Origin of the sequence: Kitasatospora sp. NPDC001547 (assembly GCF_042894165.1) — a bacterium.
Taxonomy (GTDB): domain Bacteria; phylum Actinomycetota; class Actinomycetes; order Streptomycetales; family Streptomycetaceae; genus Kitasatospora.
Map to the genome: position 1 here is coordinate 39,046 of NZ_JBIAVL010000024.1, position 25,497 is coordinate 64,542.

The 25,497-nt window shown below is 74.6% G+C and carries 21 protein-coding genes; 17 read left to right on the top strand and 4 right to left on the bottom strand.

The features are described from left to right. Nucleotides 1–91 precede the first annotated feature (91 nt). The 13 genes from ACFY0X_RS30860 to ACFY0X_RS30920 all read left to right on the top strand — a co-directional run bounded on the left by ACFY0X_RS30860 (nt 92) and on the right by ACFY0X_RS30920 (nt 13,882). A complete protein-coding gene (locus ACFY0X_RS30860; RefSeq protein WP_387759565.1) occupies nt 92–850 on the top strand; it encodes an SDR family oxidoreductase in 759 nt (252 codons plus the stop codon). Between the two features lie 58 nt (nt 851–908). Then, nucleotides 909–1,145: an RNA polymerase subunit sigma-70 gene (locus tag ACFY0X_RS30865; RefSeq protein ID WP_387759491.1), complete on the top strand. Its 237-nt coding sequence runs from the start codon at nt 909–911 to the stop codon at nt 1,143–1,145. Nucleotides 1,146–1,147: 2 nt separating this feature from the next. Next, nucleotides 1,148–1,714 (top strand): Clp protease N-terminal domain-containing protein, encoded by a 567-nt coding sequence (locus ACFY0X_RS30870; protein ID WP_387759492.1) that lies wholly within the window; start codon nt 1,148–1,150, stop codon nt 1,712–1,714. Between the two features lie 274 nt (nt 1,715–1,988). Continuing rightward, entirely contained in the window at nt 1,989–3,818 is a 1,830-nt protein-coding gene (locus ACFY0X_RS30875) for an ATP-binding protein (protein ID WP_387759495.1), read from the top strand. Continuing rightward, nucleotides 3,818–4,252, top strand: a complete 435-nt coding sequence (locus ACFY0X_RS30880) for a roadblock/LC7 domain-containing protein (protein ID WP_387759497.1) — start codon at nt 3,818–3,820, stop codon at nt 4,250–4,252. The genes ACFY0X_RS30875 and ACFY0X_RS30880 overlap by 1 nt, the downstream gene beginning before the upstream one ends. Further along, nucleotides 4,249–4,617: a DUF742 domain-containing protein gene (locus tag ACFY0X_RS30885; RefSeq protein WP_387759499.1), complete on the top strand. Its 369-nt coding sequence runs from the start codon at nt 4,249–4,251 to the stop codon at nt 4,615–4,617. Before ACFY0X_RS30880 ends, ACFY0X_RS30885 begins: the two co-directional genes overlap by 4 nt. Next, a complete protein-coding gene (locus tag ACFY0X_RS30890) occupies nt 4,598–5,335 on the top strand; it encodes an ATP/GTP-binding protein (RefSeq protein ID WP_387759501.1) in 738 nt (245 codons plus the stop codon). The genes ACFY0X_RS30885 and ACFY0X_RS30890 overlap by 20 nt, the downstream gene beginning before the upstream one ends. Then, nucleotides 5,332–6,576: a cytochrome P450 gene (locus ACFY0X_RS30895; protein WP_387759503.1), complete on the top strand. Its 1,245-nt coding sequence runs from the start codon at nt 5,332–5,334 to the stop codon at nt 6,574–6,576. Before ACFY0X_RS30890 ends, ACFY0X_RS30895 begins: the two co-directional genes overlap by 4 nt. A gap of 75 nt (nt 6,577–6,651) precedes the next feature. Beyond that, on the top strand, nt 6,652–7,866 hold the full coding sequence (locus ACFY0X_RS30900; protein ID WP_387759505.1) for a cytochrome P450: 1,215 nt from the start codon (nt 6,652–6,654) through the stop codon (nt 7,864–7,866). 286 nt (nt 7,867–8,152) lie between these two features. Next, nucleotides 8,153–9,538: an ABC transporter substrate-binding protein gene (locus ACFY0X_RS30905; RefSeq protein WP_387759507.1), complete on the top strand. Its 1,386-nt coding sequence runs from the start codon at nt 8,153–8,155 to the stop codon at nt 9,536–9,538. 238 nt (nt 9,539–9,776) lie between these two features. Next, nucleotides 9,777–10,874: a carbohydrate ABC transporter permease gene (locus tag ACFY0X_RS30910; protein ID WP_387759508.1), complete on the top strand. Its 1,098-nt coding sequence runs from the start codon at nt 9,777–9,779 to the stop codon at nt 10,872–10,874. Between the two features lie 104 nt (nt 10,875–10,978). After that, entirely contained in the window at nt 10,979–11,881 is a 903-nt protein-coding gene (locus tag ACFY0X_RS30915; RefSeq protein WP_387759510.1) for a carbohydrate ABC transporter permease, read from the top strand. 258 nt (nt 11,882–12,139) lie between these two features. Next, complete coding sequence (locus ACFY0X_RS30920; RefSeq protein WP_387759512.1) at nt 12,140–13,882, top strand: DUF4153 domain-containing protein; 1,743 nt, start codon at nt 12,140–12,142, stop codon at nt 13,880–13,882. 180 nt (nt 13,883–14,062) lie between these two features. Here ACFY0X_RS30920 and ACFY0X_RS30925 read toward each other — a convergent pair whose 3' ends face one another. Next, nucleotides 14,063–15,610 carry an MFS transporter gene (locus ACFY0X_RS30925; RefSeq protein ID WP_387759514.1) on the bottom strand — a complete coding sequence of 516 codons (1,548 nt, stop codon included), beginning with the start codon at nt 15,608–15,610 and terminating at the stop codon, nt 14,063–14,065. Between the two features lie 417 nt (nt 15,611–16,027). Between ACFY0X_RS30925 and ACFY0X_RS30930 the strand changes: the two genes are divergently transcribed. From ACFY0X_RS30930 to ACFY0X_RS30940, 3 genes are all read left to right on the top strand, one after another. Continuing rightward, a complete protein-coding gene (locus ACFY0X_RS30930; protein WP_387759516.1) occupies nt 16,028–16,579 on the top strand; it encodes a TetR/AcrR family transcriptional regulator in 552 nt (183 codons plus the stop codon). 203 nt (nt 16,580–16,782) lie between these two features. Beyond that, nucleotides 16,783–17,481, top strand: a complete 699-nt coding sequence (locus tag ACFY0X_RS30935) for a ribonuclease HII (protein WP_387759518.1) — start codon at nt 16,783–16,785, stop codon at nt 17,479–17,481. 101 nt (nt 17,482–17,582) lie between these two features. Beyond that, nucleotides 17,583–18,236, top strand: coding sequence for a hypothetical protein (locus ACFY0X_RS30940; protein ID WP_387759519.1), 654 nt, complete (start codon nt 17,583–17,585; stop codon nt 18,234–18,236). Between the two features lie 203 nt (nt 18,237–18,439). Here the strand turns inward: ACFY0X_RS30940 and ACFY0X_RS30945 are convergent, their stop codons facing one another. Together ACFY0X_RS30945 and ACFY0X_RS30950 are read right to left on the bottom strand one after the other, a co-directional pair. Further along, entirely contained in the window at nt 18,440–19,096 is a 657-nt protein-coding gene (locus ACFY0X_RS30945) for a hypothetical protein (RefSeq protein ID WP_387759566.1), read from the bottom strand. A gap of 425 nt (nt 19,097–19,521) precedes the next feature. Beyond that, nucleotides 19,522–21,720: a RecQ family ATP-dependent DNA helicase gene (locus ACFY0X_RS30950; RefSeq protein WP_387759521.1), complete on the bottom strand. Its 2,199-nt coding sequence runs from the start codon at nt 21,718–21,720 to the stop codon at nt 19,522–19,524. Nucleotides 21,721–21,949: 229 nt separating this feature from the next. On the opposite strand from ACFY0X_RS30950, the gene ACFY0X_RS30955 reads away from it, so the two are divergent. Beyond that, nucleotides 21,950–23,515 carry a DUF4192 domain-containing protein gene (locus ACFY0X_RS30955; protein WP_387759522.1) on the top strand — a complete coding sequence of 522 codons (1,566 nt, stop codon included), beginning with the start codon at nt 21,950–21,952 and terminating at the stop codon, nt 23,513–23,515. 34 nt (nt 23,516–23,549) lie between these two features. Here ACFY0X_RS30955 and ACFY0X_RS30960 read toward each other — a convergent pair whose 3' ends face one another. Then, nucleotides 23,550–24,863: an alpha/beta fold hydrolase gene (locus tag ACFY0X_RS30960; RefSeq protein ID WP_387759523.1), complete on the bottom strand. Its 1,314-nt coding sequence runs from the start codon at nt 24,861–24,863 to the stop codon at nt 23,550–23,552. Nucleotides 24,864–25,497: the final 634 nt, after the last annotated feature.

The following is a 25,497-nucleotide window of genomic DNA, read 5'->3' on the forward strand; positions in this document are numbered from 1 at the left end:
CTTCGTGTTCCCGGGGGTGCCGATGTCACGTCCGGGGGTGGTGTCCGGTCCGTAGGGGGTGACGGGTTCTGCCGAGAAGGAGTGGTGCGTGATGGGGACGGTGCTGGTGACCGGGGCGACGGGGACGCTCGGGCGGGAGGTGGTGCGGCTGCTGGCGGCGCGCGGGGTGGCGGTGCGGGGGCTGAGCCGGCGGGCGCGGGACGGGGGCGACGGGGTCGAGTGGGTGGTCGGGGACTTGGTGAGCGGGGCCGGGATCGCGGAGGCGGTGGCCGGGGTCGACGTGGTGCTGGACTGCGCGACCACGCAGCGGAAGGCGGACCTGGCGGGGGTGCGGACGCTCGTGGCGCGGGCGCGGGAGGCGGGGGTCCGGCACCTGGTGTACGTGTCGATCGTCGGGATCGACCGGGTGCCGCTCGCGTACTACCGGACGAAGCTCGCCTGCGAGCGGGTGGTGCGGGAGCCGGGGCTGGGCTGGACGGTGCTGCGGGCGACGCAGTTCCACGACCTGGTGCTGAAGGTCTTCGACGCCTCGGTGAAGCTGCCGGTCTTCCTGGTGTTCGGCGGGGTGCGGTTCCAGCCGGTGGACGTGCGGGAGGTGGCGGCGGCGGTCGCGGACCTGGTGGGGGAGGAGCCGGCCGGGTTCGCGCCGGAGGTGGGCGGCCCGCGGGTGTGGACGTACCGGGAGCTGGCCGAGGCGTACCTGCGGGCGGCGGGCAGGCGGCGGGTGCTGCTGCCGCTGCGGCTGCCGGGGGCGGTCGGCCGGGGGCTGCGGGCGGGCGGGAACCTGACGCCGGAGCGGGCGGTCGGCACCGGGACCTTCGAGGAGGCGCTGGAGCGGCGGTTCGGCTGAGCCCCGCGACTGTCAACCAAGGTTGACATTCGCGCGCGTGTCAACCAAAGTTGACGGCATGAGTGAGAGCGGAGAACTCGCGGCCGCCGCGAGCAGTCGTGACCCCGCCGTGGGGCTCCGGGCGGTCCGCGCCCTGCGCGATCTGGCCGATCGCCTGGAGTCCCTGCAGGTGGGCAACGCCCGGTCGCAGGGCTGGTCCTGGCAGGACATCGCGGTCTGCCTCGGGGTGACCAGGCAGGCGGTCCACAAGAAGTACGCGAAGCGCGGTACCCGCGGCGACCAGGACGGAGGCTGAGGATGTTCGAGCGTTTCACCCACGCGGCACGGCAGGTGGTGGTCGCGGCGCAGCAGGAGGCGAGGGAGCTGCGGCACGGCCACGTCGGGACGGAGCACCTGCTGCTCGCCATCCTGGCCCGGACGGACGACCCGGCCGCCGCCGTGCTGACCGGGGCCGGGCTCGACCGGGAGACGGCGCGGCAGGCGGTGCGCCGCCTGTCCGGGGACGGGGACCAGAGCCAGGCGCTGGCCTCGATCGGGGTCGACCTGGACGCGGTGCGGGAGGCGGTCGAGTCGGTCTTCGGCGAGGGCGCGCTGGACGCCCCGCCGGAGGAGGAGTCGAAGCGCCGGGGCTGGTTCCGCTCCGGCGGCGGCAAGGGCGGGCGTGTCCCGTTCACGGCCCGGGCGAAGAAGGTGCTGGAGCTGTCCCTGCGCGAGTCGCTGCGGCTGAAGTCGGGGCAGATCGCGGTGGGCCACCTGCTGCTCGGGGTGCTCCGCGAGGGGGAGGGCCTCGGGGCCCGGGTGGTCGCCGACCACGGGCTGGACTTCCAGGCCGTACGGCGGGCGGTGGAGGCGGAACTGGCCTGAGCCCCGGCGCCCGTCGGGCCCGCGGTGGGGCGTCGTCGCCGGCGCCGAGCGGTGCGGACGGAGTGAAAGCAGGAGATTGGCCGTCAACTGGCCGCTTGAGGCCTATGTCTGAATCGATATGATCGGCCGAAAGCGTGAACCGATCAGACGCCCGGAGACGTTTCGTCACGTCTCCGGGCGGTCTGGTATGCGCCCGACCAGCTGTCGGCGGCCGCAACCGTCGCCGACCCGCCGCCCGCGCCGCCGCCCGCCGACGTTGCCGAGGACCGCACCGATGAGAGAAGCCACCAGCCCCGACGGCCGATCGCGCCGACGGCCCGCGCCGCGCACCGTCGCCCTGACCGCGGCGGCCGTGCTGCTGGCGCTGGTCGCCGCGCCGGTCGGCATCGTCCGGGCGTTCGGCGCGCACCAGCCGCTCACCGCCCTCGCGGTGGCCGCCGTCACGGTGCTCTGGCTGATCGCCGTCGGCCTCGCGGCGACCGGCGTCGAGCGCACCCGCGCGCTGACCGAGGACCTGGCCGCGCAGCACGAGGAGACCCGGGCCGCGCTGGTCGCCGCGGGCACGGCCCGGCAGGCCGAGACGGCCGCCGCCGACCGCGCCGGCGCCGCGCTCGCCGAGCGGGACGCCGCCCGGGCCGAGCGGGCCCGCGCCGAGGCGGACGTCACCGCCGCGCACGCCGAACTGGCCCGGCTGCGGGCCGAACTCGACGCCGAGCGGGCCGGGGCGGAGACCGAGCGGACCCGGGCCGAGGCCGAGCGCGCCGAGCTGGCCGGGATCGCCGAGGGCGTGCTGCCCGAGGTGGTGGCGAAGCTGCGGGCCGGCGCGGCCGTGGACAGCGCGCTGGCCGCCCACCGCAAGCACCCCCAGTACGCGCTGCTGCGGGCCGTCGGCGAGGAGATCGGCCGCGGCGAGCGGCTGCGGGCCGCCGCGCTCGCGGTCTGCGCGACCGCCGCCGGCCGGGTCCAGGCGCTGGCCACGAGCATGCACGCCGAACTGCGCGAGATGCAGCACCGGCACGACGAGGAGGTCCTCGGCGACCTGCTGAGCCTGGACCACTCGACCGCCCAGGCGGGCCGGATGGCCGACAGCATCGCGGTGCTCACCGGTGCCCGCTCGGGCCGCCGCTGGGCCAAGCCGATCGCGGTGGAGTCGGTGCTGCGCGGAGCGCTCGGCCGGATCGGCGCCTACCAGCGGGTGCGGCTGCACAACGCCAGCACCGCCGCGGTCGCCGGGTACGCGGCCGAGGGCGTGATGCACGCGCTGGCCGAACTGCTGGACAACGCCACCAACTTCTCCGCCCCGCCGGCCGAGGTGCACGTCTACGTCGAGGAGGTGCCGGCCGGCCTGGCGGTCACCGTCGAGGACAGCGGGCTGGGCCTGGGCGAGAGCTGGCTGCGCCGGGCCGAGCGGGCCGTCTCCGCCGAGCCGCTGGACCTCACCACGCTCTCCGCCGGTACCCGGCTGGGACTGGCGGTGGTCGGCGTGCTGGCGCGCAAGCACGGGCTGCAGATCTCCTTCCGGCCGTCGGCGCGCGGCGGCACCGGGGTGGTGATGCTGATCCCGCAGCAGCTGGTCACGCACGCACCGGCCGCCACCTCGGCGCCCGTCCAGGCGTCCGTCCCGGCGCAGGCGCCGCCGCCGGAGGCCACGCGCCCCGCGCTCACCTCGGCGCGTCCCGCGCCCGCCTCGCTGCCTCCGGCGCTCGCCGCGCCGCGGACCCCCGTCGGGCAGCGGACCTCCGAGGGGCAGCGGACCGCTGCGGGGACGCCGTCCGTCACCGGTACGTCGACCGTCACCGGGACGCCGTCCGCGCCCGCGCTGCCGTCCGCGCCCGCCCGGATGACCGACAGCGGCCTGCCGCAGCGCCGCCGGGGGCAGACGCTGACCGCCAACGCGCCCGCGACGGACCGGACCGCGAAGCCCGTCCGTGGCGACGCGGCGAGCGCGGCCGCCCGGTTCGGCGCGTTCCGCCGGGCCGCCGCCCTGCCCGCGGCGGCCGCGCAGTCCCCCGCCGGGGCGCCGACCACGGACCCCGCCGGGGCGCCGGCCGCGGATCCCGACACCATGCCCGATGCCTCCCCCGTCACCGAGAAGGACACCTGATGAGCAGTGCCACCGACCGTGACCTCGACTGGCTGTTGGAGAACCTGCTGGCGGCGACCCCCGGCACCCGGCACGCCCTGGTCCTCTCCGCCGACGGCCTCAAGCTCTGCCACACCGCCGGACTGAGCACCGACCAGGCCGACCAGCTGGCCGCCATCGCCTCCGGCCTCCAGAGCCTGGCGCACGGCGCCTCGATCGAGTTCGGCGACGGCAGCGGCGGCGTGCGGCAGTCGATGACCGAGTTCCACGGCGGCATCCTGTGCATCGTGGCGGCCGGCGAGGGCGCGCACCTGGCGGTCGTCACGGACGACGAGGCGGACGTCGGCGTGGTCGGCCACAACATGCACGGCCTGATCGAGCAGATCGGGGTCCACCTCAGCGCGCCCGCCCGGGGCGCGGAAGGCGAGGCCGCTCAAGAGAGCGCGACCATATGAGCGGGACGCCGCCGCTGCCGGGCCGTGACGACGACCCGGACCGCCTCTACACCATCACCCGGGGCCGCAGCCGTGCTCCGGAGAACGCCTTCGACCTGGTCACCCTGATCGTCGCCGAGCGGGAGCCGGCGCCCGGCATGCAGTCGGAGCACGCCCGGATCCTGCGGATGTGCGAGGCCCCGACCGCCGTCGTGGAGGTGGCGGCGGAGCTGGCGCTGCCCGTCTCGGTGGTGAAGATCCTGCTCGGCGACCTGCTGGAGTCCGGGGCGGTCACCGCCCGCCACCCCCGGTTCGCGCCGAACAAGGCCAGGCTGCCCGACCTCGACATGCTGAAGCAGGTGCTGCATGGCCTCCAACAGCTCTGACCTCCGGCCCGTCGGCGCGCGCACCCCGCTGCGGGCGACCGCCGACAACGCGCTGAAGATCGTCGTGGTCGGCGGCTTCGGTGTGGGCAAGACCACCCTGGTCGGCTCGGTCAGCGAGATCCGCCCGCTGAACACCGAAGAGGTGATGACCAGGGCGGGCGAGGGCATCGACCCGGCCGGCACCTGGGGCAAGCGCTCCACCACGGTCGCCTTCGACTTCGGCCGGATCACCCTCTCCGCGCGCCAGGTGCTGTACCTGTTCGGCGCGCCCGGGCAGGAGCGCTTCTGGTTCCTCTGGGACCGGCTGTTCAGCGGCGCCCTGGGCGCGGTCGTCCTGGTCGACACCCGGCGGCTGGAGGAGTCCTGGTACGCGATCGACCGGCTGGAGCACCACGGCACGCCGTTCATCGTGGCCCGCAACAACTTCGGCGAGCCCAGCCACACCCTGGAGCAGGTCCGCGAGGCGCTGGACCTGCCGGCCGAGGTGCCGCTGGTGGACTGCGACGCGCGTGACCGGGAGTCCGGCAAGCGGGTGCTGATCACCCTGGTCCACCACCTGGCCGCCCTGGCCGGGGCCGACGAGGCCGCCCTGAGCGACGGGCTCGTTCCGACCGACGGGCTCGTCCCGGCCGACGGCGGTGTCCTGGCCGGAGCGGCCGCCCCGGTCGAGGAGCCCGCCCCGGCCCGCACCGCGACCTACGAGGAGAGCACCCCGTGACCGAGCCCGCCGCCACCCCGCCCCCGGGCTGCCCGGCGCACGCCGGCGCCACGCCGCTGTACGGGCCGCGCTTCCAGACCGACCCGTCCCAGCTCTACCGCGAGCTGCGCGCCGCGCACGGCCCGGTCGCCCCGGTCGAGCTGGCCGGCGGCGTGCCCGCGTGGCTGGTCATCGGCTACCGCGAGCTCCAGCAGGTGACCGGCCAGCCGCAGCTGTTCGGCCGCGACTCCAGCCGCTGGCACGCCTGGGCGACGCTGCCCGCGGACTGGCCGCTGAAGCCGATGATGGCGCCCGTCCCCTCGATCCTCTACGCCGAGGGCGAGGAGCACGTCCGGCGCTCGCGCGCGGTCACCGACGCGCTGGCCGGGATCGACCCGTACGAGCTGCGCAAGCACGCCGAGGAGATCGCCGATCGGTTGATCGACGAGTTCGCCGGGCGCGGCGAGGCCGACCTGGTCGCCGAGTACGCGCACCGGATGCCGCTGCTGGTGCTGTGCCGGGTGCTCGGCCTGGACGAGGAACAGGCGCCGCAGCTGATCGCGGCGCTGCTGGCGATGCTGGACGGCGGTCCGGACGCGCCGGCCGGCGCCCAGCGGCTGCTGGAGCTGATGCTCGCGCTGGTCGAGGAGAAGGCCGAGTACCCGGGCGCCGACGTCGCCTCGCGGATGCTGGCGCACCCGGCCGGGCTGACCCACGACGAGGTGATGCGCGACCTGCGGGTGCTGCTGATCGCCGGCCACCAGCCGAGCTCGTACTGGATCTCCAACGCGCTGCGGCTGATGCTCACCGACGAGCGGTTCGCCGCCTCGCTGGCCGGCGGCCGGCGCAGCATCAGCCAGGCGCTGAACGAGGCGCTCTGGGAGGACACCCCGACCCAGATCTTCGCCGGCCGCTGGGCGGTCCGCGACACCCAGCTGGGCGGCCAGCGGATCGGCGAGGGCGACATGGTGCTGCTCGGCTTCGCCGGGGCCAACGCCGACCCGGCGGTCCGGCAGGCGGACGGCCGGCCGGCGGAGGGGAACCGAGCGCACATGAGCTACTCGTACGGCGAGCACGGCTGCCCGTTCCCGGCCCAGGAGGCGGCCGAGGTGATCGCCACCACCGCGATCGAGGTGCTGCTCGACCGGCTGCCGGACCTGCGGCTGGCGGTGGCCGAGCACGCGCTGGTGTGGCGGCCGTCGGCCTGGGTGCGCGGGCTGGTGGCGCTGCCGGTCTCGTTCACCCCGGGCCACCCGGCCTGATCCCTCGGTACTCGGCTCGACCGGCCGACGCCCGGCCCGACCCACCAACGCCCGTCGTTCGAAAGAGAGCTGTCGATGACCGCTGCCCCGGCCCGAATCGTCCTCGACCCGCTGGCCCGCGACAACGCGGCCGAGGGCGCGCTGCTGCGGGCCGCCGGTCCGGTGGTGCCGGTCGAGCTGCCCGGCGGGGTCGCCGCCTGGGCGGTGACCCGGCACGCCGCCGCGCGCGACCTGTTGACGGACGCCCGGCTGGTGAAGGACGCCGCGCACTGGGCGGCCTACCAGCGCGGCGAGGTGTCGAGGACCTGGCCGCTGATCGGCCTGGCGGTGCCCGGCCCGAGCATGGTGACCACCGACGGCGCCGAGCACCGCCGGCTGCGGGCGCTGGTCGCGCAGGCCTTCACGCCGCGCCGGGTGGAGCTGATGCGCCCGCGCGTCGAGGAGATCACCCACGCGCTGCTGGACGGCCTGGCGGCGGGCGAGCCGGTGGTCGACCTCAAGACCGCCTTCGCCTTCCCGCTGCCGATGACGGTGATCTGCTCGCTGCTGGGCGTGCCGGAGTCGGACCACGGCCTGCTGCGCGACCTGTACGAGCGGTTCTTCGGGACCAAGCCGAACCCGGAGGGCATCCAGGCGACCGTCGCCGGACTGAACGCCTTCGTGAACGGCCTGGTGGCGCAGCGCCGTTCGGCGCCGGGCGAGGACCTGGCGAGCGTGCTGCTGGCGGCCGACACCGAGGGCGGGGCGCTGACCGACGCGGAGGCGGCGGCCACCCTGCGGGTGATCATCGCGGCCGGCCACGAGACCACGGTGAACCTGATCGGCAACGCGGTGCGGGCCCTGCTGGCCCACCCGGACCAGCTGGAGCTGGTGCGCTCGGGCCAGGTGTCCTGGGACGCGGTGGTGGAGGAGTCGCTCCGCTGGACGCCGCCGACCAGCAACTTCCTGTTCCGCTTCACCGCCGAGCCGGTTCCGGTCGGCGAGGTGGTGATCCCGGCCGGCGAGGCGGTGCTGGTGTCGTACAACGCGATCGGCCGCGACCCGCTCCAGCACGGGGTGACGGCCGAGGTCTTCGACATCACCCGGGACCCGACCCGCCACCTGTCCTTCGGCCACGGCCCGCACGTCTGCCCGGGCTCCCCGCTGGCCCGGCTGGAGGCGGGGATCGCGCTGCCCGCGCTGTTCGAGCGCTTCCCGGGGCTGTCGCTCGCGGTGCCGGAAGGCGAGCTGCGGCCGAGCCCCTCGCTGGTGGTGAACAGTCTGCTGGAGCTGCCGGTCCGACTGTTCTGACATGCCGTCACGGTGTGGGGCCCCGGCCGGTTTTCCGGTCGGGGCCTTCGACTTCTGGCGGTGGCGTTCCGGGAAGTGCCTGGTCGCGGGTCACGGTCAGGACACCGGCTTGTGAAGGTCGAACATGGACCTTGGCGAGGGGCGGCGGCTGCGTTAACGTCTTCGATCAGTCCGGCCGCCGTTCGTTCGTGATCCCGTCCGCGATTCCCCCTGCAGGCCCATCTCCGGTACAGCGCAATGTCGTTCAGCCCAACGTCGGCAGCACGCCTTGGCGAGGAGAACCGCATTGACCCTCAACCCGACCGCGCCGCACCAGAGGTCCCGCCGCCGTCTGGCCGCCGTGCCCGCCCTGCTGGCGGCGCTGGCCCTGACCGCGGCCTGCTCCAACAGCTCCGGCGGATCGGGCGGCGGAGGCGGATCGGCCGCGTCGCTGTCCGGTGAATGCGCCGGGTTCCAGCCGTACGCCGGGCATTCCGGTACCACCGTGACGATGTTCGCCTCGATCCTGAACCCGGAGTCGGACAACCTGGAGAAGTCCTGGGCCGAGTTCAGCAAGTGCACCGGGATCAGGATCAGCTACGAGGGGTCGAACGACTTCGAGTCGCAGCTGCCGGTCCGGGTCTCCGGCGGCAACGCCCCGGACTTCGCGATCATCCCGCAGCCGGGCCTGCTGGCGCAGATGGTGAAGAGCGGCAAGGTGGTGAAACCGCCCGCCCAGACCGTCGCCAACCAGGACCGGTGGAGCCCGATCTGGAAGACCTACGGCTCGGTCAACGGCACCTTCTACGCGGCCCCGATGAGCGCCAACATGAAGTCCCTGGTCTGGTACTCGCCGAAGGCCTTCAAGGCGGCCGGCTACGAGGTGCCCAAGACCTGGGCGGACCTGATGGCGCTCAGCGACAGGATCGCCAAGGCGGGCGGCGCCAAGCCGTGGTGCGGCGGCATCGCCTCCGGGACGGCCACCGGCTGGCCGGCCACCGACTGGCTGGAGGAGGTGGTGCTGGGCTCGTACGGCGGCGAGGTGTACGACCAGTGGGTCGGCCACCAGGTGAAGTTCTCCGACCAGCGGATCACCACCGCGATGAAGACGGTCGCCGACTGGATGCAGAACCCGGCCTGGGTCAACGCGGGCTTCGGCGACGTGAAGTCCATCGCCACCACCACCTTCCAGGAGGCGGGCACACCGATCCTGAGCGGCAAGTGCCAGCTGCTCCAGCAGGCCTCGTTCTACGAGGCGCAGTGGCCCAAGGGCACCAAGGTCGGCCCGGACGGGGACGTCTTCGCCTTCCGCCTGCCCGCCGTCAACCCGTCGATCGCCAACCCGGTCGAGGGTGGCGGCGAGTTCCTGGCGGCCTTCTCCAGCCGGCCCGAGGTGCAGGCGGTGCAGAACTACCTGTCCAGCTCGGACTGGGCGAGCAGCCGGGTGAGGACCGCGAGCGGCTGGGTCTCGGCCAACCAGGGCGTGGACAAGAGCCTCTACACCGACCCGATCGACAAGCTGTCGGCCGAGGCCCTGACCGACCCGGCGGCGACCTTCCGCTTCGACGGCTCCGACCTGATGCCCGCCGCCGTGGGCGCCGGGCAGGAGTGGAAGTCGCTGACCGCCTGGTTCGCGGAGGGGCAGTCGATCCAGAAGACCGCCGCCGACATCGACGCCGCCTGGCCGCAGTAGCCGACGCGCCGGGCGCGGACCGGTCGAGGCGCCGGGCCGCTTCCGAGGCGTCGGACCGCTTCCGAGGCGTCGGGCCGAACCGGTCGAGACCCCGGGCCGGACCAGCCGAGGCGTCGAGCCGCTTCCGACCCGCCGGGCCGCTTCCGGCGCGTCACAGGACCACCTGTCGAGGGCGGTGCGGGGCCACCCACCCGCACCGCCCACCCCCTTCCCACCACGACCGAAGGGACGCGCAGCCGTGTCCGTACCCGGATTCCCTTCACCCGTCCTCCCTCCGCTCGCCCTGCCCTCGCCCGCCCTTCCCGCCCCCGTCGTCGAGTCGGCCGCCGACGGGCTGGCCACCGAGCGGCTCGCGGCCGGCGCCTGGACCGACGCGGCGGTCAAGTTCGGCAACACCTTCGGGGCCGTCGCGGGCTTCCTGGGCATCCTGTTGGTGGTCCTCCTGGTCGCCGGCCGGGCCCGGGGCCGGCTGGCCCGCCCGCTGGCGGTCGCGGTCTTCCTCGGCCCGGCGGTGCTGCTGCTGGCCGTCGGCCTGGTCGTACCGCTGATCCGCACGGTCTACCTCAGCCTCCAGAACGACGACGGCACCCGGTTCGTCGGCGGGGAGAACTTCGGCTGGGCCTTCACCTCCGACTCGGTGCAGAAGGTCCTGGTCAACACGCTGCTCTGGCTGGTGGTCGCGCCGCTGGTGGCGACCGGACTGGGGCTGGTGCTGGCGCTGCTGGTGGACCGGATGCGCGGCCAGTCGGTGTTCAAGTCGCTGATCTTCATGCCGATGGCGATCTCGCTGGTCGGCGCGTCGATCATCTTCAAGTTCGTCTACGAGTCGCGCGGGCCCGGCCAGCCGCAGATCGGCCTGCTCAGCCAGCTCGCCGTCGCGGTGGGCTGGGACGATCCGCCGAACTGGCTGCTCTCGCAGCCGCTGAACACCTTCCTGCTGATGGCGGTGATGGTCTGGGTGCAGACCGGCTTCGCGATGGTGGTGCTGTCGGCGGCGATCAAGGCGATCCCGGACGAGGTCGTAGAGGCGGCCCGGCTGGACGGCGCGAGCGGGGTGCGGCTGTTCTGGTACGTCACCGTGCCGATGATCCGCGCCACGGTGATGGTCGTGCTGACCACCGTCATGATCATCACCCTGAAGGCCTTCGACATCGTCCGCACCATGACCGGCGGCAACTTCGGCACCCAGGTGCTGGCCAACGAGATGTACTCGCAGTCCTTCGTGCAGTTCAACTCCGGCCGGGGCAGTGCCCTCGCGGTGCTGCTCTTCCTCGCGGTGCTGCCGCTGGTGGCCTACAACATCGTCCAGCTGCGGAAGGAGCGTGAGGTCCGGTGACCGGGACGGGGGGCCGGGAGCGGCCGGTGGAGCCGGGGGAGCCGGTGAAGCCGGCGGGGCCGGCGCGGGTGCGGCGCGTGCGGTCGGCTCGGCAGGTGCAGTCGGTGCGGCAGCCGGTGCGGAAGGCCTTCAGCAGCCCGCTGGCCTCGGTTTTCGTGGTCGCGATGACGGTGCTCTGGACGATCCCGACGCTGGGCCTGCTGGTGACCTCGCTGCGGCCCAAACGGGACGTGAGCGCCAGCGGCTGGTGGAACGCGTTCCTCCACCCGGACCTCGGCCTCGGCAACTACCACTCGGTGCTGTTCGAGGGCGGGTCCGGCGTCTCCACCGGCCTGATGCCCTTCCTGGTCAACTCGCTGGCGATCAGCATCCCGGCGACGGTCTTCCCGCTGGCACTGGCGGCGATGGCGGCGTACGCGCTGGCCTGGGTGCGGTTCCGGGGCAGCGACGCGGTCTTCTTCACGGTGTTCGCGCTCCAGGTGGTGCCGCTCCAGATGGCGCTGATCCCGCTGCTGCGACTGTTCGCCGGCGGCGCGCACCTGGGCCCGCTGACGCTGATCCCGGCGGTGGACCTGAAGGGCAGCTACGCGCCGGTCTGGCTGGCGCACACCATGTTCGCGCTGCCGCTGGCGGTGTTCCTGCTGCACAACTTCATCGCCCAGCTGCCGCGCGACCTGATGGAGGCCGCGGTGGTGGACGGCGCCTCGCACTTCAAGATCTTCCGGTCGATCGTGCTGCCGCTGTGCACGCCCGCCCTGGCCTCGTTCGCGATCTTCCAGTTCCTGTGGGTCTGGAACGACCTGCTGGTGGCGCTGACCTTCGCGGGCGGCACACCGGAAGTGGCGCCGATGACGGTTCGGCTGGCGCAGCTGTCCGGCTCGCTGGGCGGGCGCTGGGAGCTGCTCACGGCCGGGGCGTTCCTGTCCACGATCGTGCCGTTGGTCGTCTTCTTCAGCCTCCAGCGGTACTTCGTCCGGGGGCTGCTGGCCGGGTCGGTGAAGGGGTAGCCGGGGAGCCCAGGGCGGTGAGGGTGTTCTGAACGCGTTCAGAGTCAACTTTTGAACCTGTTCAGAATGGTCTACAGTCGGCAGCGGCCGCGGCGCCGAGCGCGCCCGCCGGCGGATCGCCCGATGGGTGGCTTCCGCATGCCTGCCGACCACTGAGGGGGACTCATGTCAGGCCCGTCCATGCCTGCCTCGTCCGATTCGCCGGATTCGAACGCGTCGCCGGAGGCGAAGGAGTCGCCGGAGTCGCCGAAGTCGACCGTGTCGAACCCGTTGCCGGAGTCGCACGAGTCGCCGGAGTCGACCGTGCGGAACGAGTCGCCGAAGTCGAACGAGTCGGCTGAGGGGACCGGAACGCCCGGCCCGGCCGCGCCGCGCGATCCGTACGACCCGTACGACCCCGACCGCCGTCCCGCGGGCCCCGGCCCGCAGGGCGGCGGTCGGGGCCCGGGCCGGGCGCCCGGCGCACCTGGCGCGGCCGTGCCCCCGGCCGCCGCGTGGCTGCGCCGCAGCGACCCCGGGCGCCGGGCGGCGGCCACGCCCCGGATCCTCCTGGCGGCCCTGCTCACCGGCGTGCTGACGGCCTGGCTGCTCTACGACGGCCTGGGGCCCAACCTGCTGCTGCTCGGTGGCACCACCGCCGTCGGGGCCGGGATCGCCGCCCGGGCGGCCGACCGCCGGATCCGCCCGTGGACGGCGGTGTGGAGCCTGCTCGCCCTGGCGCTCCTGGTGGTCCCGGCCTGGTGGGACGCCGGCTGGCCCGCGGCGCTGGCCGCCGTCGGCGCGCTCGCACTGGCCTCGCTGGCCCTGCACGGCGGCCGCCGGTGGCCGGGCGTGCTGTTCCCGCTGCCCGGCATCCTCTGGCAGCTGGTGCCCTCGACGGTCTGGGCCTGGGAGAGCACGGACGGCCGGCGGCTGCCCGGCCGCGGCCGGATCGTCCCGGTGCTCAAGGCGCTCGTGGTCGCCGCCGTCCTGCTGACCGTCTTCGGCCTGCTGTTCGCCAGCGCCGACGCCGCCATGGCGGACCTGCTGGGCAACCTCAGCCCGGACGTCGACCTCGACCAGCTCCCGGGGCGCGGCGCGCTGTTCGCGATCGGGACGGTGGTCGCGCTGGGCTTCGCGCACATGGCCGCCGGCCCGCGCCGCTGGGACCGTGCGGTGATCCGGCCGGGCCGGGAGCGGCGCCGGCTGGAGTGGGCGCTGCCGCTGGTCGCGCTCAACCTGATGTTCGGCGCCTTCGCGGTGGTCCAGGCCGTGGTGGTGCTCGGCGGCGCGGACGCCGTGCTGCGCAACACCGGAATGAGCCGCTCCGAGTACGCCCGGCAGGGCTTCTGGCAGCTGAGCGTGATCACCGTGCTGACCCTCGTCGTGGTGACCTTCGCCAAGCGCTGGGCCCCGCGCACCACCCCCGCCGACCACCGGGTGGCGCGGATCCTGCTCGGCCTTCTCTGCGTGCTGGCACTGGCCGTGGTCGCCTCGGCGCTCGGCCGGATGTGGTTCTACGTGGACGCCTCCGGGCTCACCCGGCTGCGGCTCTGGGTGCTGGTGGTCGAGGTCTGGCTGGGCGCCGTCTTCCTGCTGCTGATCGCCGCCGGACTGACCCGCCGCACCGGCTGGCTGCCGCGCGTCGTCGTCCTCAGCGGGGTGCTCACCCTCGGGGTCTACGGGCTGATGGGCCCGGACGCGATCGTCGCCGAGCAGAACGTCAGCCGGTACGAGCGGGCCCTGCGGACCGACCCGCCCACCGCGGACATCGACCTGCGCAACGTCCGCCGGCTCTCGGCGGACGCGGTGCCCGCCCTGGACCGGCTCCCCGAGCCGCAGCGGAGCTGCGCGCTGCAGCTGATCGGGCGGGGCCTGGCCGAGGAGTCGAAGCCCTGGTACGCGACCAACCGCGCGGCCGCCCGGGCCCGGGAGATCCTGGCGGAACGGCCGCTGGTGGACTCGAAGGGGTCCGACCGCACGGCCTGCGACTGGGCCCGGCTGCCGTACGACGCCCGGTAGGCCGCCCGTCCTTGGTCGACGCCGCTCCTGGCGAGTCCGCGGAGCCCCCGGGCCCGCGGACTCACCGGGCCCGCGGAACCGCCGAGCCTGAGGACGGACGGACCTGCGGACAGCGGCAGGGCCGGTCGGGAGCGTGCTGCTCCCGACCGGCCCTGCCGCTGTCGGCCCGCCCTGACGGCGTCAGTGCATCGCGACGGCGGAGGCGTCACTCGGCAGGTCGCTGGCCTTGGCCTTGACCGCGAAGACCGCGACCAGCAGGGCGACCGCCGCGAGCGCGGCGCCCACGATGAAGCCGTGCGAAATGCCCTGGGTGAGCACGGTGTTGGCGGCGTCCGTGCCCTGCGGGAACTCGTGGTGCTGCTGGAGGTAGGCCAGCTGCTCCGGAGTCGCGCTCGCCATGAACTTCGGCAGCTGGACGGCCGACTCGGCCGTGGCGTAGTGCGCGAAGACCGTGGTCAGGATCGACAGGCCGAGCGAACCGCCGATCTGCTGCATCGAGTTGAGCAGGCCGGAGGCGGCGCCGGTCTCCTCGCCCGGGACACCCGCGACGGAGATCAGCATCACCGGGACGAAGATCAGACCCATGCCGAAGCCGAACACCACCGTGGGGCCGAGTACCCCGTCCAGGTAACCGCTGTCCTTGCTCATCTGGGTCAGCCAGGTGAGGCCGACCGTGACCAGCAGTGCGCCGCCCGCCATGAAGGGCTTCGGGCCGTACTTGGCCTGGAGGGTGGACGCGATCTGCGCGGCGATGATGATCGCGACGCTGATCGGGAGGAAGGAGACGCCGGCCTTCAACGGGCTGTAGCCGAGCGGGCCCTGCACGAACAGCACGACGTAGAAGAAGATGCCGAACATGGCCGCGGCCAGGCAGAGCATCATCACCAGGCCGCCGGTGCGGTTGCGGTCGGCGAACAGGTGCATCGGGGTGATCGGCTGGTCGGTGCGGCTCTCCACCACGAGGAAGGCGGCGAGCAGGATCGCGCCGGCCGCGAAGGAACCGAGCGTGATGCTGTCCGACCAGCCGTCCGAGGCGGCCCGGATGAACCCGTAGACCAGGCCGACCAGGCCGAGCGTCGAGGTGAGCGCGCCGGGCAGGTCGAAACGGCCCGGGTGGCGCTGGGACTCGGCGATGTAGCGCGGCGCGGCGATCGCGATCAGGATCGCGATCGGCACGTTGACGAAGAACACCCAGCGCCAGTTGAGGTACTCGGTGAGCAGACCGCCGGCCAGCAGGCCGATCGCGGCGCCCGAACCGGCCACCGCGGAGAACACGCCGAACGCCCGGTTGCGTTCCGGCCCCTCGTCGAAGTTGGTGGCGATCAGCGCGAAGGCGGTCGGGGAACAGATCGCGCCACCTATGCCCTGGAGCGCGCGGGCGGCCAGCAGCAGGGTGCTGTCCTGCGCGAAACCGCCGAGCAGGGAGGCCAGGCCGAACAGCAGGGTGCCGAAGATGAACACCCGCCGGCGGCCGAGGATGTCACCCGCGCGACCGCCGAGCAGCAGCAGCCCGCCGAAGGTCAGGGTGTAGGCGTTGATGACCCACGACAGGTCGGTGGTGGAGAAGCTCAGGGCGTCCTTGATGTGCGGCAGCGCGATGTTCACGATGGTCGCGTCGAGGACCACCATGAGCTGCGTGGCCGCGATGACGGTCAGGGTGATGCCCTTGCCCCGCCCCTGGCTCGTGCGTGGTGGTGAGGTCTTGCTGAGCGTGTCGGAGATAGCCACGAATGTGCCCCCTGCTGGCTATGTGCTCGGTGGTGCGGGGTCCGGCGGAGTCGCCGGGCCGGGCATGGCGCTGCGCCCTTGCGCAGGCCGGGAAGGAACGGGATCGTTCACTAATCGGGACGATATCCTGGTCGCGATTGTGAACGCAAGCGTTCCTTAAGGATGGTGGCGATGGAGCGGTTGGTGCGGCGCCTGGTGGCGGACCGGTCCGGGGCCGAGCGGCCCGGGGCTGTCCGGTCCGGGGCTGTCCGGTCCGTGGGGCCGGGCGCCGGGACGGTGGCCGCGGGGTCGAGCGCCGGCGCGGGTGCGGAGCCGGATGCCGGGACAGGCGCGGAGCGTGCCGCCGAACAGGGCTTCTGTCCGGTGCGGGCCGCCCACCAGGCCCTGACGCGGCCGGCGCGACGCCGGGGGAAGGAATTGGAGAACGCGATCTTCGAGGCCGCGCTCGACCAGCTCACCTCCGGCGGATACGCGCGGCTGACCATGGAAGGGGTCGCCAGTGCGGCGCGGACCGGGAAGGCCGCGCTCTACCGGCGCTGGACGTCCAAGGACGAACTCGTCATCGACGCCCTGGACGCCACTCTCCCACGGCCTTACGACACCCCCGACCTCGGGTCCGCCTGTGATGAACTCCGCCAGCTCATCGAGGGTTTCACGCAGGCGATGGCCTCCCGGGTGGGCTCCGCGCTCAACGCGCTGATGGGCGAGATCGACCACGAGCGGGCCGAGGTCTTCAAGGCGTTCATCACCGACCGGGTCATCGAACCGACCGCGCGGACCATCCTGGAGATCCTGCGCCGCGGCGCCGAGCGCGGCGACGTCCGGCCCGGCGCGGCCACCCCATTGGTGGCGGACGTCATCCCGGCGGTGCTGCTGTACCACGTCAAGATCCGCGGGCTGGAGAGCATGGGGCAGGGCTTCGCCGACCGGCTGGTGGACGAGGTGCTGGAGCCGATGATCCGGGCCTGAGCCGGCCGTCGCCGGGCCGGGAGTGTCGGGCCCGGGAGCGCCGGGTCGGGGCTGTGCTGGGCCTGGATCCGCCGCAGCGGGCCCGGGCACGCGCCTGCGCGCCGCGCCCGGACTGCCGGAGGTCTCCTCCCGTCCGGGAGGCGGATCCGGCAGACGTGGGGCGGGCTTAGGCTGGAGGCTGCCCCCGCTGAACGGAAACCGCCATGCCCATCGTCCCCCCGACGCACTCCGTCGAACGCTCGCTCCGCCGGGCCGGCGCCAAGATCGTCGTCGGTCTCGACGAGGTCGGGCGCGGCGCCTGGGCCGGGCCGGTCACCGTGGGTGCGGCCGTCACCGGGCTGCGCAAGGCGCCGGAGGGGCTGACCGACTCCAAGCTGCTCACCGAACTGCGCCGCCGTGCGCTCGCCCCCGTCCTCGCCGACTGGGTCACCGCGTACGCGCTCGGGCAGGCCTCCCCGCAGGAGTGCGACGAGCTCGGCATGACGGCGGCGCTGCGACTGGCCGCCGTCCGCGCGTTGGAGGCGCTGCCCGTGGAACCCGACGCGGTGATCCTGGACGGCAAACACGACTACCTCGGCGGCCCCTGGCGGGTACGCACGGTGATCAAGGGCGACCAGTCCTGCGTCTGCGTCTCCGCCGCCTCGGTTCTCGCCAAGGTCCACCGCGACGGCCTGATGGCCGAACTGGGCGAGGGGCTCCCGGATTACGGATTCGCCGACAACGCCGGATACCCGTCCCCGGTGCACCGTGCCGCGCTGGAGGAGCTCGGCCCCACCGAGCACCACCGGCTCTCCTGGGCGTACTTGGACGCACTGCCGAAGTGGCGTCATCTCAAGCGGGTCCGGGAGGTCGCGGGGGTCGGCCAGGGGGCCGCCGACGAACAGCTGACGCTCGGTTTCTGACGGTCCGTCTGGAATTGCCCCGGGAGGGGGCGGCGGGAGGCCTGTGCCCAATGGGTGGGGCGCCCGTGCGCGTCCGACCGGCATTTGATAGATATCCGGGTATGCCTGTCTTCCCCGAGGAGCCGGAGATTCACGAGAGCATCCCGGGCCCCGGCGTTCCCTTCCTCCGCGAGTCGGACGCACAAGCCCCCGCCACCGCACCCACCACCGTCGCCGCCCCGGCGCCGGTGCCCGGCCCCCGCCCGGCGCCCCCGCGTCCGGCCCCGCCGCGCGCCGCCCGTCCGGGCCCGCCGCGACTGATCCCCAAGCCGGGGCCGGCACCGCGCCGCCCGGCCCCCGCCGCACCGCAGGTGGAGGTCCGGCGGATCGCCGCCACCCCGGCGCAGGCGGTGGAGCTCGCCGACGGCGCGGTCGACCGACTGCTGGAGTCCGGCCGCAACCCGGGCGACATCCTGGTGCTGACGGTCGGCGAGGCGCACCCCTGGCAGCAGCACGAACTCTCCTTCGGCGAGGAGCACTACTGGGCGCAGCTCGCCGAGGGCGGGGACGTGTTCTACGCGGACGCCGCGCTGACCCGTCCGGTCCGCCGGGAGGCGGTCGTCCTGGTGGTCAACGGCGGACCGTCCGCCAAGGCCGCCGAGGCGTACACCAAGGCGCTCGACCACGCGACCGCGCTGCTGGTGGTCTGCGGCGACGCCGGTGCCGCCGGCGCGGGCGCGGCCGGCGCCGCGCCGGGCCGCCCGGTCAAGGCCTGACCACAGCCGTCCGGTTCGGGCCCGGTGCCGCCGTACGGCGCCGGGCCCGAGGTCCGTCCCGACGTTCGGCCCGAGGCCTGGCCCAGAGGCCTGGCCCAGAGGCCTGTCCCGAGGTCGGTTCGCCTGCGGTCCGGCCCGAGGGCTGTCGCGCGGTCGTCGACGAGCGGCACTCGATGGCCGGTGGGCCGACGGCCGCCGCTGGTTCAGCGCGTGCCGGTGCGGCGGTTCGGTTCGGCCGCCGTGACCCGGGCCTGGGCCCACGGGGGCTCGGACTGCCGGGCGCGTGCCGCGCCGTCGCCGTGCGTGGTCTGGTCGGCCGTCAGTTGGCGGGAGCGCTGGCCGCGCGGGGCGTCCAGCGCCGAGCGCGGCGGCAGTTCCGTCACGGTGTGCACCGGTCCGTCGGCCCACGAGCCCGCGTGCGGTTTGCGTCCGCTCCGCCCGTCCCCGAGGACCTGCCAGCCCGCCAGGGTGAGCCCGATGTACGAGCCGCAGCGCAGTCCGTGGAGCGCGGACGCGTCCCTCAGCGCCCACATCCAGGCGCCGTCCTGTTCCGTCCAGCCGGGCGCGCCGTCGCGGCAGCGCAGCAGCACGGCCGTCCGGACCGGCTCGGGCAGGCGCAGGTCGTGCGGGATGATCCGGCGCAGGTGCGTCAGCAGCGCGTTGCGGTGCTGCCAGCCGTCGGTGTCGTGCGGCCAGGGGGTGAACGAGGCCGAGGCGACGAGGCGGTGGAGCGCGTCCAGGACGGCGACCACGACGGTGCCCGGCTGGGGCAGGTGGCGCTGGTGCAGTTCCAGCACGAACTCGCGGGGGTCGCGCAGCAACGGGATCCCCGAGGCGGTCCAGGTCTCCAGGTCCAGCACCCGTCTGGGGTCCGGACTCCCGGAGAAGAGATTCCGACCTCGGTCGATACCGTTGATCACGATCCTCCTTCCTGACCCGTGGGCAGGCGGATGCCTGGGTGCGCCGAAGGACGGGTCCAGCGGACCGGGTTCCGGGTACCTCCCAATTCTCGGGGCATCGGGGGCGGAGCGGCAATGATGGAATGATGAACGCCATCCGATAGCCCGTGGTCTGCCGGATATGTTCCACCGTGGACCGAGCGCCGCGGGCGCGCCTCCAGGCCTTGATCACAAAGCCCGCAGGGCAGGGTGAACCGCCATCGACACGGTGGCCACTCCTTTCCCGGGTCGCTCGACCGGTGTGATCGAAATCGCCTCGCCTGATCCTTTCTGTTAGGCCATTCGGGTGAGCGGGAGGACGTCTCCGGAGGCTTTCCGCCGTCCCGTCACCCCTGCACGGCCAGCACCAGCGGCAGCACCGCTCCCGCCCCCGCCCGACGCAGCAGCCGGGCGGCCACGGTGACCGTCCACCCCGAGTCGACGAGGTCGTCCACCAGCAGCACCGGCCCGCCGGCGGCCGCCACCGCCTGCTCCACCTCCGGCGGCAGGACCAGCGCGCCGGCCAGCGAGTGCAGCCGTTGGGCGCTGTTGCTGCGCGCGCCGCGCGGGGCCAGACCGCCGGCGTACTCGATCCGGCCGAGCAGCGGCAGCCGCCCGATCTCGGCGATCCGCGCGCCCAGGCTGCCGACCAGTTGGGGCCTGGTCGAGGAGGCCATCGTCACCACGCCGACCGGCCGCTCCAGCCGGGCGCCCTCCGTCGTCGCGGGCCCGGCCCAGCCGCCCGGACCGCGGGCCCAGTCGGCGAGCACCGCCACCAGGGCGTCCACCGCCTCACCGGGCACCGGCACGTCCGGCGCCTGCTCGGCGAGCAGAGCGCGCAGCCGGTTGCCCCAGCCGATGTCGGACAGCCGGCCCAGCGCCCGGCCGGTCTCCGCCTGCTCGCCCGCCGGGATCCGGCCCTTGAGCGGCACCCCGAGCGCGTCCATCCCGGTCGGCCAGAGCCGGCGCGGCTCGAAGGTCACGCCCGGGCGGCCGAGCGCGGCCCGGGCGGCCGCCAGCGTCTCGGCGGAGACGTCCGGGGTGTGCAGCGGCCCGGCGCAGTTGTCGCACCGCCCGCACGGGGCGGCCTGCTCGTCGTCCAGCTGGCGGCGCAGGAACTCCATCCGGCAGCCGGTGCCGGCCGCATAGTCGCGCATCGCCCGCTGCTCCGCCTCCCGGGAGGCGGCGACCTTGGCGTAGCGGGCGGTGTCGTACGCCCAGCTCTGGCCGGTGGCCGTCCAGCCGCCCTTGACCCGGCGGACGGCGCCGTCCACGTCGAGAACCTTGAGCATGGTCTCCAGCCGGGCCCGGCGCAGGTCCACCCGGGGCTCCAGGGCGGCGGTGGAGAGCGGCCGACCGGCCTCGGCCAGTGCGTCGATGGTACGACGCACCTGCTCCTCCGGCGGGAAGGCCAGCGAGGCGAAGTAGCGCCAGATCGCCTCGTCCTCGCGCCCGGGCAGCAGCAGTACCTCGGCCCGGTCCACCCCGCGCCCGGCCCGGCCGACCTGCTGGTAGTAGGCGATCGGGGAGCTGGGCGAGCCGAGGTGCACCACGAAGCCGAGGTCGGGCTTGTCGAAGCCCATGCCGAGCGCGGAGGTGGCGACCAGCGCCTTGACCCGGTTGGCCAGCAGGTCGGCCTCGGCGGTGCGGCGCTCGGCGTCCTCGGTGCGGCCGGAGTAGGAGGCCACCGGGAAGCCGCGCTCGCGCAGGAAGGCCGTCACCTCCTCGGCGGTGGCCACCGTCAGGGTGTAGACGATGCCCGAGCCGGGGAGCCGGTCGAGGTGGTCGGCCAGCCAGGCCAGGCGGTGCGCCGGGTCGGGCAGGGAGAGCACGCCCAGGGTGAGGCTCTCCCGGTCGAGCGGCCCGCGCAGCACCAGGGCGTGCTCGTCGGTGGCGCCGGTGCCGAGCTGCTCGGCGACGTCCGCGGTGACCCGGGCGTTGGCCGTCGCCGTGGTGGCCAGCACCGGGACGCCGGGAGGCAGGTCCGCGAGCATGGTGCGCAGCCGGCGGTAGTCGGGGCGGAAGTCGTGCCCCCAGTCCGAGATGCAGTGGGCCTCGTCGACCACCAGCAGGCCGGTGGAGGCGGCGAGTTCGGGCAGCACCTGGTCGCGGAAGTCCGGGTTGTTCAGCCGCTCGGGGCTGACCAGCAGGATATCGACCTTCCCGGCGGCGACCTCCTCCTGGATCGCGGCCCACTCGTCGGTGTTGGCCGAGTTGATGGTGCGGGCGTGGATGCCGGCCCGGCCGGCCGACTCGACCTGGTTGCGCATCAGGGCGAGCAGCGGCGAGACGATCACCGTCGGCCCGGCGCCGCGGGCCCGGAGCAGGGCGGTGGCGATGAAGTAGACCGCGGACTTCCCCCAGCCGGTGCGCTGGACGACCAGGGCGCGGCGGCGGTCGACCACGAGGGCCTCGATGGCCGTCCACTGGTCCTCGCGCAGGGTGGCCGCGGGGCCGGCGAGCTCGCGCAGGACGGCCTCGGCCCGCGCCCGGACCTCGGCGCGGTCGGCGGCGGTGGCGGTGGTGTGGGTGTCGGGCTGCTGCATGGCGTCCATGTAACCCCGTACCGCCGACAAGCGACGAATGCGGGGAAGGGGAAGCGGGGGAAGACGGGGTGTATTTCATCCGCTGGTCCGCTGAACGGCGGTCGAAATCCACTCGCCGGAGGGAGTGTCGCCTGCTCCGAATGAGTGAAGGGAAATTCGGGGGCGGAGTTATCCACAGGAAAGAAGTCGGTTCCGGCATCATCCGCGGATCGCGTCCACTCTTGCGGCCATGAACGCGATGAACAACGAACACGTCATTCTGTCCCTCGGCCCGGCCTCCGAGCTCCGGCCGGTCGTCATGCGCGGTCCGGCCGACATGGCCGAGCTGCTTCCGTACTTCCTGGGCTTCTACCCCGACGACAGCATCGTCGCGGTCGGGCTCCACGGCCCCGGCCTGCACCAGGGCGGGGTGATCCGGGCGGACCTGCCGCGGTCGCCCGCGCAGTGGCCGGCCGCCGCGGAGGAGACGGCCGCCCTGCTGGTCGCCCTCTCCGAGCGGCACGGCGCCCGGCCGCTCCAGGTGCTCCTCTACCTCTGCCAGGATCCCGGCGCGGCCCACGCCCCGCCGGTGGTCGACGGGCTGCGGCCGCTGGCGGAGGCCCTCCGGGCGGCCTTCGGGCGCCGGGGCGTGGCCGTCAAGGAGTCGCTGTGCGTCTCGGACGGCCGCTGGTGGTCCTTCCTCTGCCGCGGTGACGGGTGCTGCGACGCGGCGGGCAATCCGGTGCGGCGCAGCCCCGACCCCGGCCCGGCGGCCGCCGCCGCGACGGTCGCCGGCCTGGCGCCGCGCGGCAGCCGGAAGGCGATCATCGGCGGGCTGGATCCGGTCGGCCCGCCGGAGGCCGCCGTCCAGCGCGACGCGCTCGCCCGGGCCGAGGCCGTGGACGCCCTCGCCCGGGAGCAGCGGATCGCCCTGCTCGACCAGGCCGTCGCCGAGTTCCAGGCCGGCGCCAGGGAGCTCGACGCGGACCGGACGGCGCAGCTGCTGCTCGCCCTGCGGGACCGCCTGGTGCGGGACCGCGGCGTCGAGTACGCCCGGGCGGCCGAGCTGGCCCCGGCCGAGCGGCTCTGGCGCTTCCTCGCCCGGCGGGCCGTACCGCCGTACGAGGGCTGCGCGGTGGCCCCGCTGACGTTGCTGGCCTGGACGTCCTGGGTCGCGGGGGACACGGCGACGGCCCGGGTCGTGCTCGGCCACGTGCTGAGGCTCGCCCCGGGCTACCTGCTGGCCGAGCTGCTCTACGAGTCGCTCAACGACGGCATGACGCCCCAGGGCCTGCTGGCCGCCGTCGAGGCCCAGCGGCGGCGGCGGGCGGGGCCGGAGGCCGAGGTGGCCCCGGCCGGTGGACCGCGGCACCCGACGGGCGGAGCGCCGAACGCCGAGGCGCCTGCCGACGGCGCGCCGCCCCGTGGCGACGCGGGTCCCGGCCCCGCCGTGCCGGGTGCGGGCGGGGCCGCCGGCGAGCGGCCCGGGCGGTCCGGCGGCGCCCGGCGGCACCGGAGGGGCGGCCGCCGGAAGGGCGCGTCCCCGGCGCCGGCACCGGCCGATCCGGCTCCGGGAGCCGTGGACGGCTGCGAAGGCCGCCCGGAGCCGGACGGCGGCGGCGCCGGGGCGGTCGCCCTGCTGGCGGCTCCCGGACGGGCCGCGACACCGGGGCACACCCGGGCGGCCGGGGAGCGGTCCGTCCGGGGCCTGCGGTTCGGCCGGGCCGCGGCGTGCACGTCTGCCGCGGCCCGCACCGGCCTCCACCGCTGCCGCGGCGTGCGGCGAGCGACGAGAGGAGGTCACCGTGCGCGCTGAGCCGGTCCGCGCGGGCGGGCCGGGCCGCTGGCCGCTACGCCTCGCCGCGGGCCATCTTGATCAGGCGGTCCAGCACCTTGCCACCGCTCAGCCGGAGGCCGTCGTGCTCCCACTCGTCGGTGACCCAGGTCCGCAGGCCACGCACCGCGCGGGCGGTCTCGAGCGAGTCGGCGGTGTCCACGTACATGTCGTCGTGGTACACCGCCGCCACGACCGGCACGGTGTTGGCGGCCAGCCGCGCCCGGTCGTACAGGTCGGGCCAGTCGGTCCGCGCGGCGAGCAGGTCCGCGGTCTCCTTCAGCGGGCGCAGCGCCGGATCGGTGTCGAACAGCCAGGGGTAGATCATCTCCCCGGTGAACAGCACCGGGGCGTCGGACTCCAGCGCGGCCCGGGCGTCGAACTGCGGGAACTCCTTGCGGACCCGCTCGGCCGCCCAGGCGGTGCCGCCCTGGTCCACGGACCGCTGGCCGTAGATCGACTCGTGCAGCACCGCGTACAGCGGGCCGCCCGCGAAGGAGAGCTGGGCCTGGGCGCCGGCCAGGAAGGTGTCGGAGAGCTCGGGCCCGGCCGGGCCCTCCACCCAGGCCTCCTCCAGCAGGTAGTGGAGCGTGCCGGAGCCGTTGCCGCCGCCGAGCAGCAGGCCGAGCATCTGGAACGCCTCGACGGTGAGCCGCCCGCCGTCCGGCAGGGTCGCGGGGGAGTCGGCGAGGTGGGCCGCGATCCGGCGCACCGCCTGGACGTCCTGGGGGAACCGGGCGTAGTGGTCCTCGTTCTTGCGGACCACCCGCGGGTAGGCGGCGCGGTAGACGTCGTCGGCCGAGCTGCCGAGGCCGGCGAGACCACCGGTGATGAAGGCCTCGGTCAAGCCCTCGGGGGCGATGGAGAGGTAGGTGAGGGTGCAGAAGCCGCCGAAGCTCTGGCCGAGCACGCTCCAGCGCCGGTCGGCGCCGAGCAGCCGCGCACGGATCAGCTCGGCGTCCCGGACGATCGAGTCCGCGCGGAAGTGGGCCAGGTAGTCCGCCTGCTCCTGCGGTCCGCCGCGCCGGGCGAGGGTCTGCCGGGTCGCGGGGGTGGACCGCCCGGTGCCGCGCTGGTCGAGCAGGAGCACCCGGTAGTCGTCCAGGGCGCGGTCCAGCCAGGAGTCCCGGCCGAGCGGGCGGGCGGCCTTGCCGCCGGGCCCGCCCTGGAGGAAGACCAGCCAGGGCAGGTCGTCCCGCTCGCGGCGTGCGGCCACCACCTCGCGGGCGTACACCTCGATCTGCTCGCCCTGCGGGGCGGCGTGGTCGAGCGGCAGCTGGAACACGTGGTCGGTCGTGACAATCCCGGGCAGCCGGCTGATGGTGGACATGCAACTCCTCGGTCTCTGCTGGTCACAGCGGTGGCGTCGCGGTTCACGGGGTCACCGGGTGCGGGGGCCGCGACCCCCGCACCGTATCCTGGCGGCGGTCGAGCACCGGTTCGACCGCCCCCGTCCGCCCGACCGGACGGCCGACCCCGGCCGCCGCCCGGTCCGAGCGGGTCCGACGGCGGCCCGAGAAGCGGAGCGCCGCCCCAGGACCGCGGACGGCGAGGCGCCGGCGGCGAGGCCCCCGATGACGTTCCGGTGGGCGCGGTACGACCACCGAGCGGGGCCGCCCGACCAGCGGCGCAGCGGAGGTGCGTGACCTGGCGGCGGTGCGCGGCGTTGACTCCGGGGGCCTGCGCCCGATTCGGACGGGCCGATCGCCGCGCGGTGCGGACCCGGCCGCCCGGGTGCCGGCAGCGGTCGCGGCCGCGTGCGGCACCGCGACCGGCCGCCACCGCGGGGTCGCACGGCCGGGCGGGCGCGGGCCGCGGGGGGAAGGGCGTCACCGACAGGTCGGGGCGCCGGACCTGACGCCGTGCCGGGCGCGGTGAAGGGCCCCGGAACGAAGGCGCGGAGCGCCGGTACCGGCCCGGTACCGAGCACCGCATGGCACGACCCGCCACCGGGTACGGCCAGA

Excerpts from the sequence above, each read along its gene's own strand:
- ACFY0X_RS30960 (WP_387759523.1), bottom strand. The coding sequence starts at position 24,863 with ATGTCCACCATCAGCCGGCTGCCCGGGATTGTCACGACCGACCACGTG.
- ACFY0X_RS30900 (WP_387759505.1), top strand. The coding sequence starts at position 6,652 with ATGACCGCTGCCCCGGCCCGAATCGTCCTCGACCCGCTGGCCCGCGAC.
- ACFY0X_RS30875 (WP_387759495.1), top strand. The coding sequence starts at position 1,989 with ATGAGAGAAGCCACCAGCCCCGACGGCCGATCGCGCCGACGGCCCGCG.
- ACFY0X_RS30950 (WP_387759521.1), bottom strand. The coding sequence starts at position 21,720 with ATGCAGCAGCCCGACACCCACACCACCGCCACCGCCGCCGACCGCGCC.
- ACFY0X_RS30890 (WP_387759501.1), top strand. The coding sequence starts at position 4,598 with ATGGCCTCCAACAGCTCTGACCTCCGGCCCGTCGGCGCGCGCACCCCG.
- ACFY0X_RS30880 (WP_387759497.1), top strand. The coding sequence starts at position 3,818 with ATGAGCAGTGCCACCGACCGTGACCTCGACTGGCTGTTGGAGAACCTG.
- ACFY0X_RS30870 (WP_387759492.1), top strand. The coding sequence starts at position 1,148 with ATGTTCGAGCGTTTCACCCACGCGGCACGGCAGGTGGTGGTCGCGGCG.
- ACFY0X_RS30940 (WP_387759519.1), top strand. The coding sequence starts at position 17,583 with ATGCCTGTCTTCCCCGAGGAGCCGGAGATTCACGAGAGCATCCCGGGC.
- ACFY0X_RS30860 (WP_387759565.1), top strand. The coding sequence starts at position 92 with ATGGGGACGGTGCTGGTGACCGGGGCGACGGGGACGCTCGGGCGGGAG.
- ACFY0X_RS30865 (WP_387759491.1), top strand. The coding sequence starts at position 909 with ATGAGTGAGAGCGGAGAACTCGCGGCCGCCGCGAGCAGTCGTGACCCC.
- ACFY0X_RS30955 (WP_387759522.1), top strand. The coding sequence starts at position 21,950 with ATGAACGCGATGAACAACGAACACGTCATTCTGTCCCTCGGCCCGGCC.
- ACFY0X_RS30935 (WP_387759518.1), top strand. The coding sequence starts at position 16,783 with ATGCCCATCGTCCCCCCGACGCACTCCGTCGAACGCTCGCTCCGCCGG.
- ACFY0X_RS30885 (WP_387759499.1), top strand. The coding sequence starts at position 4,249 with ATGAGCGGGACGCCGCCGCTGCCGGGCCGTGACGACGACCCGGACCGC.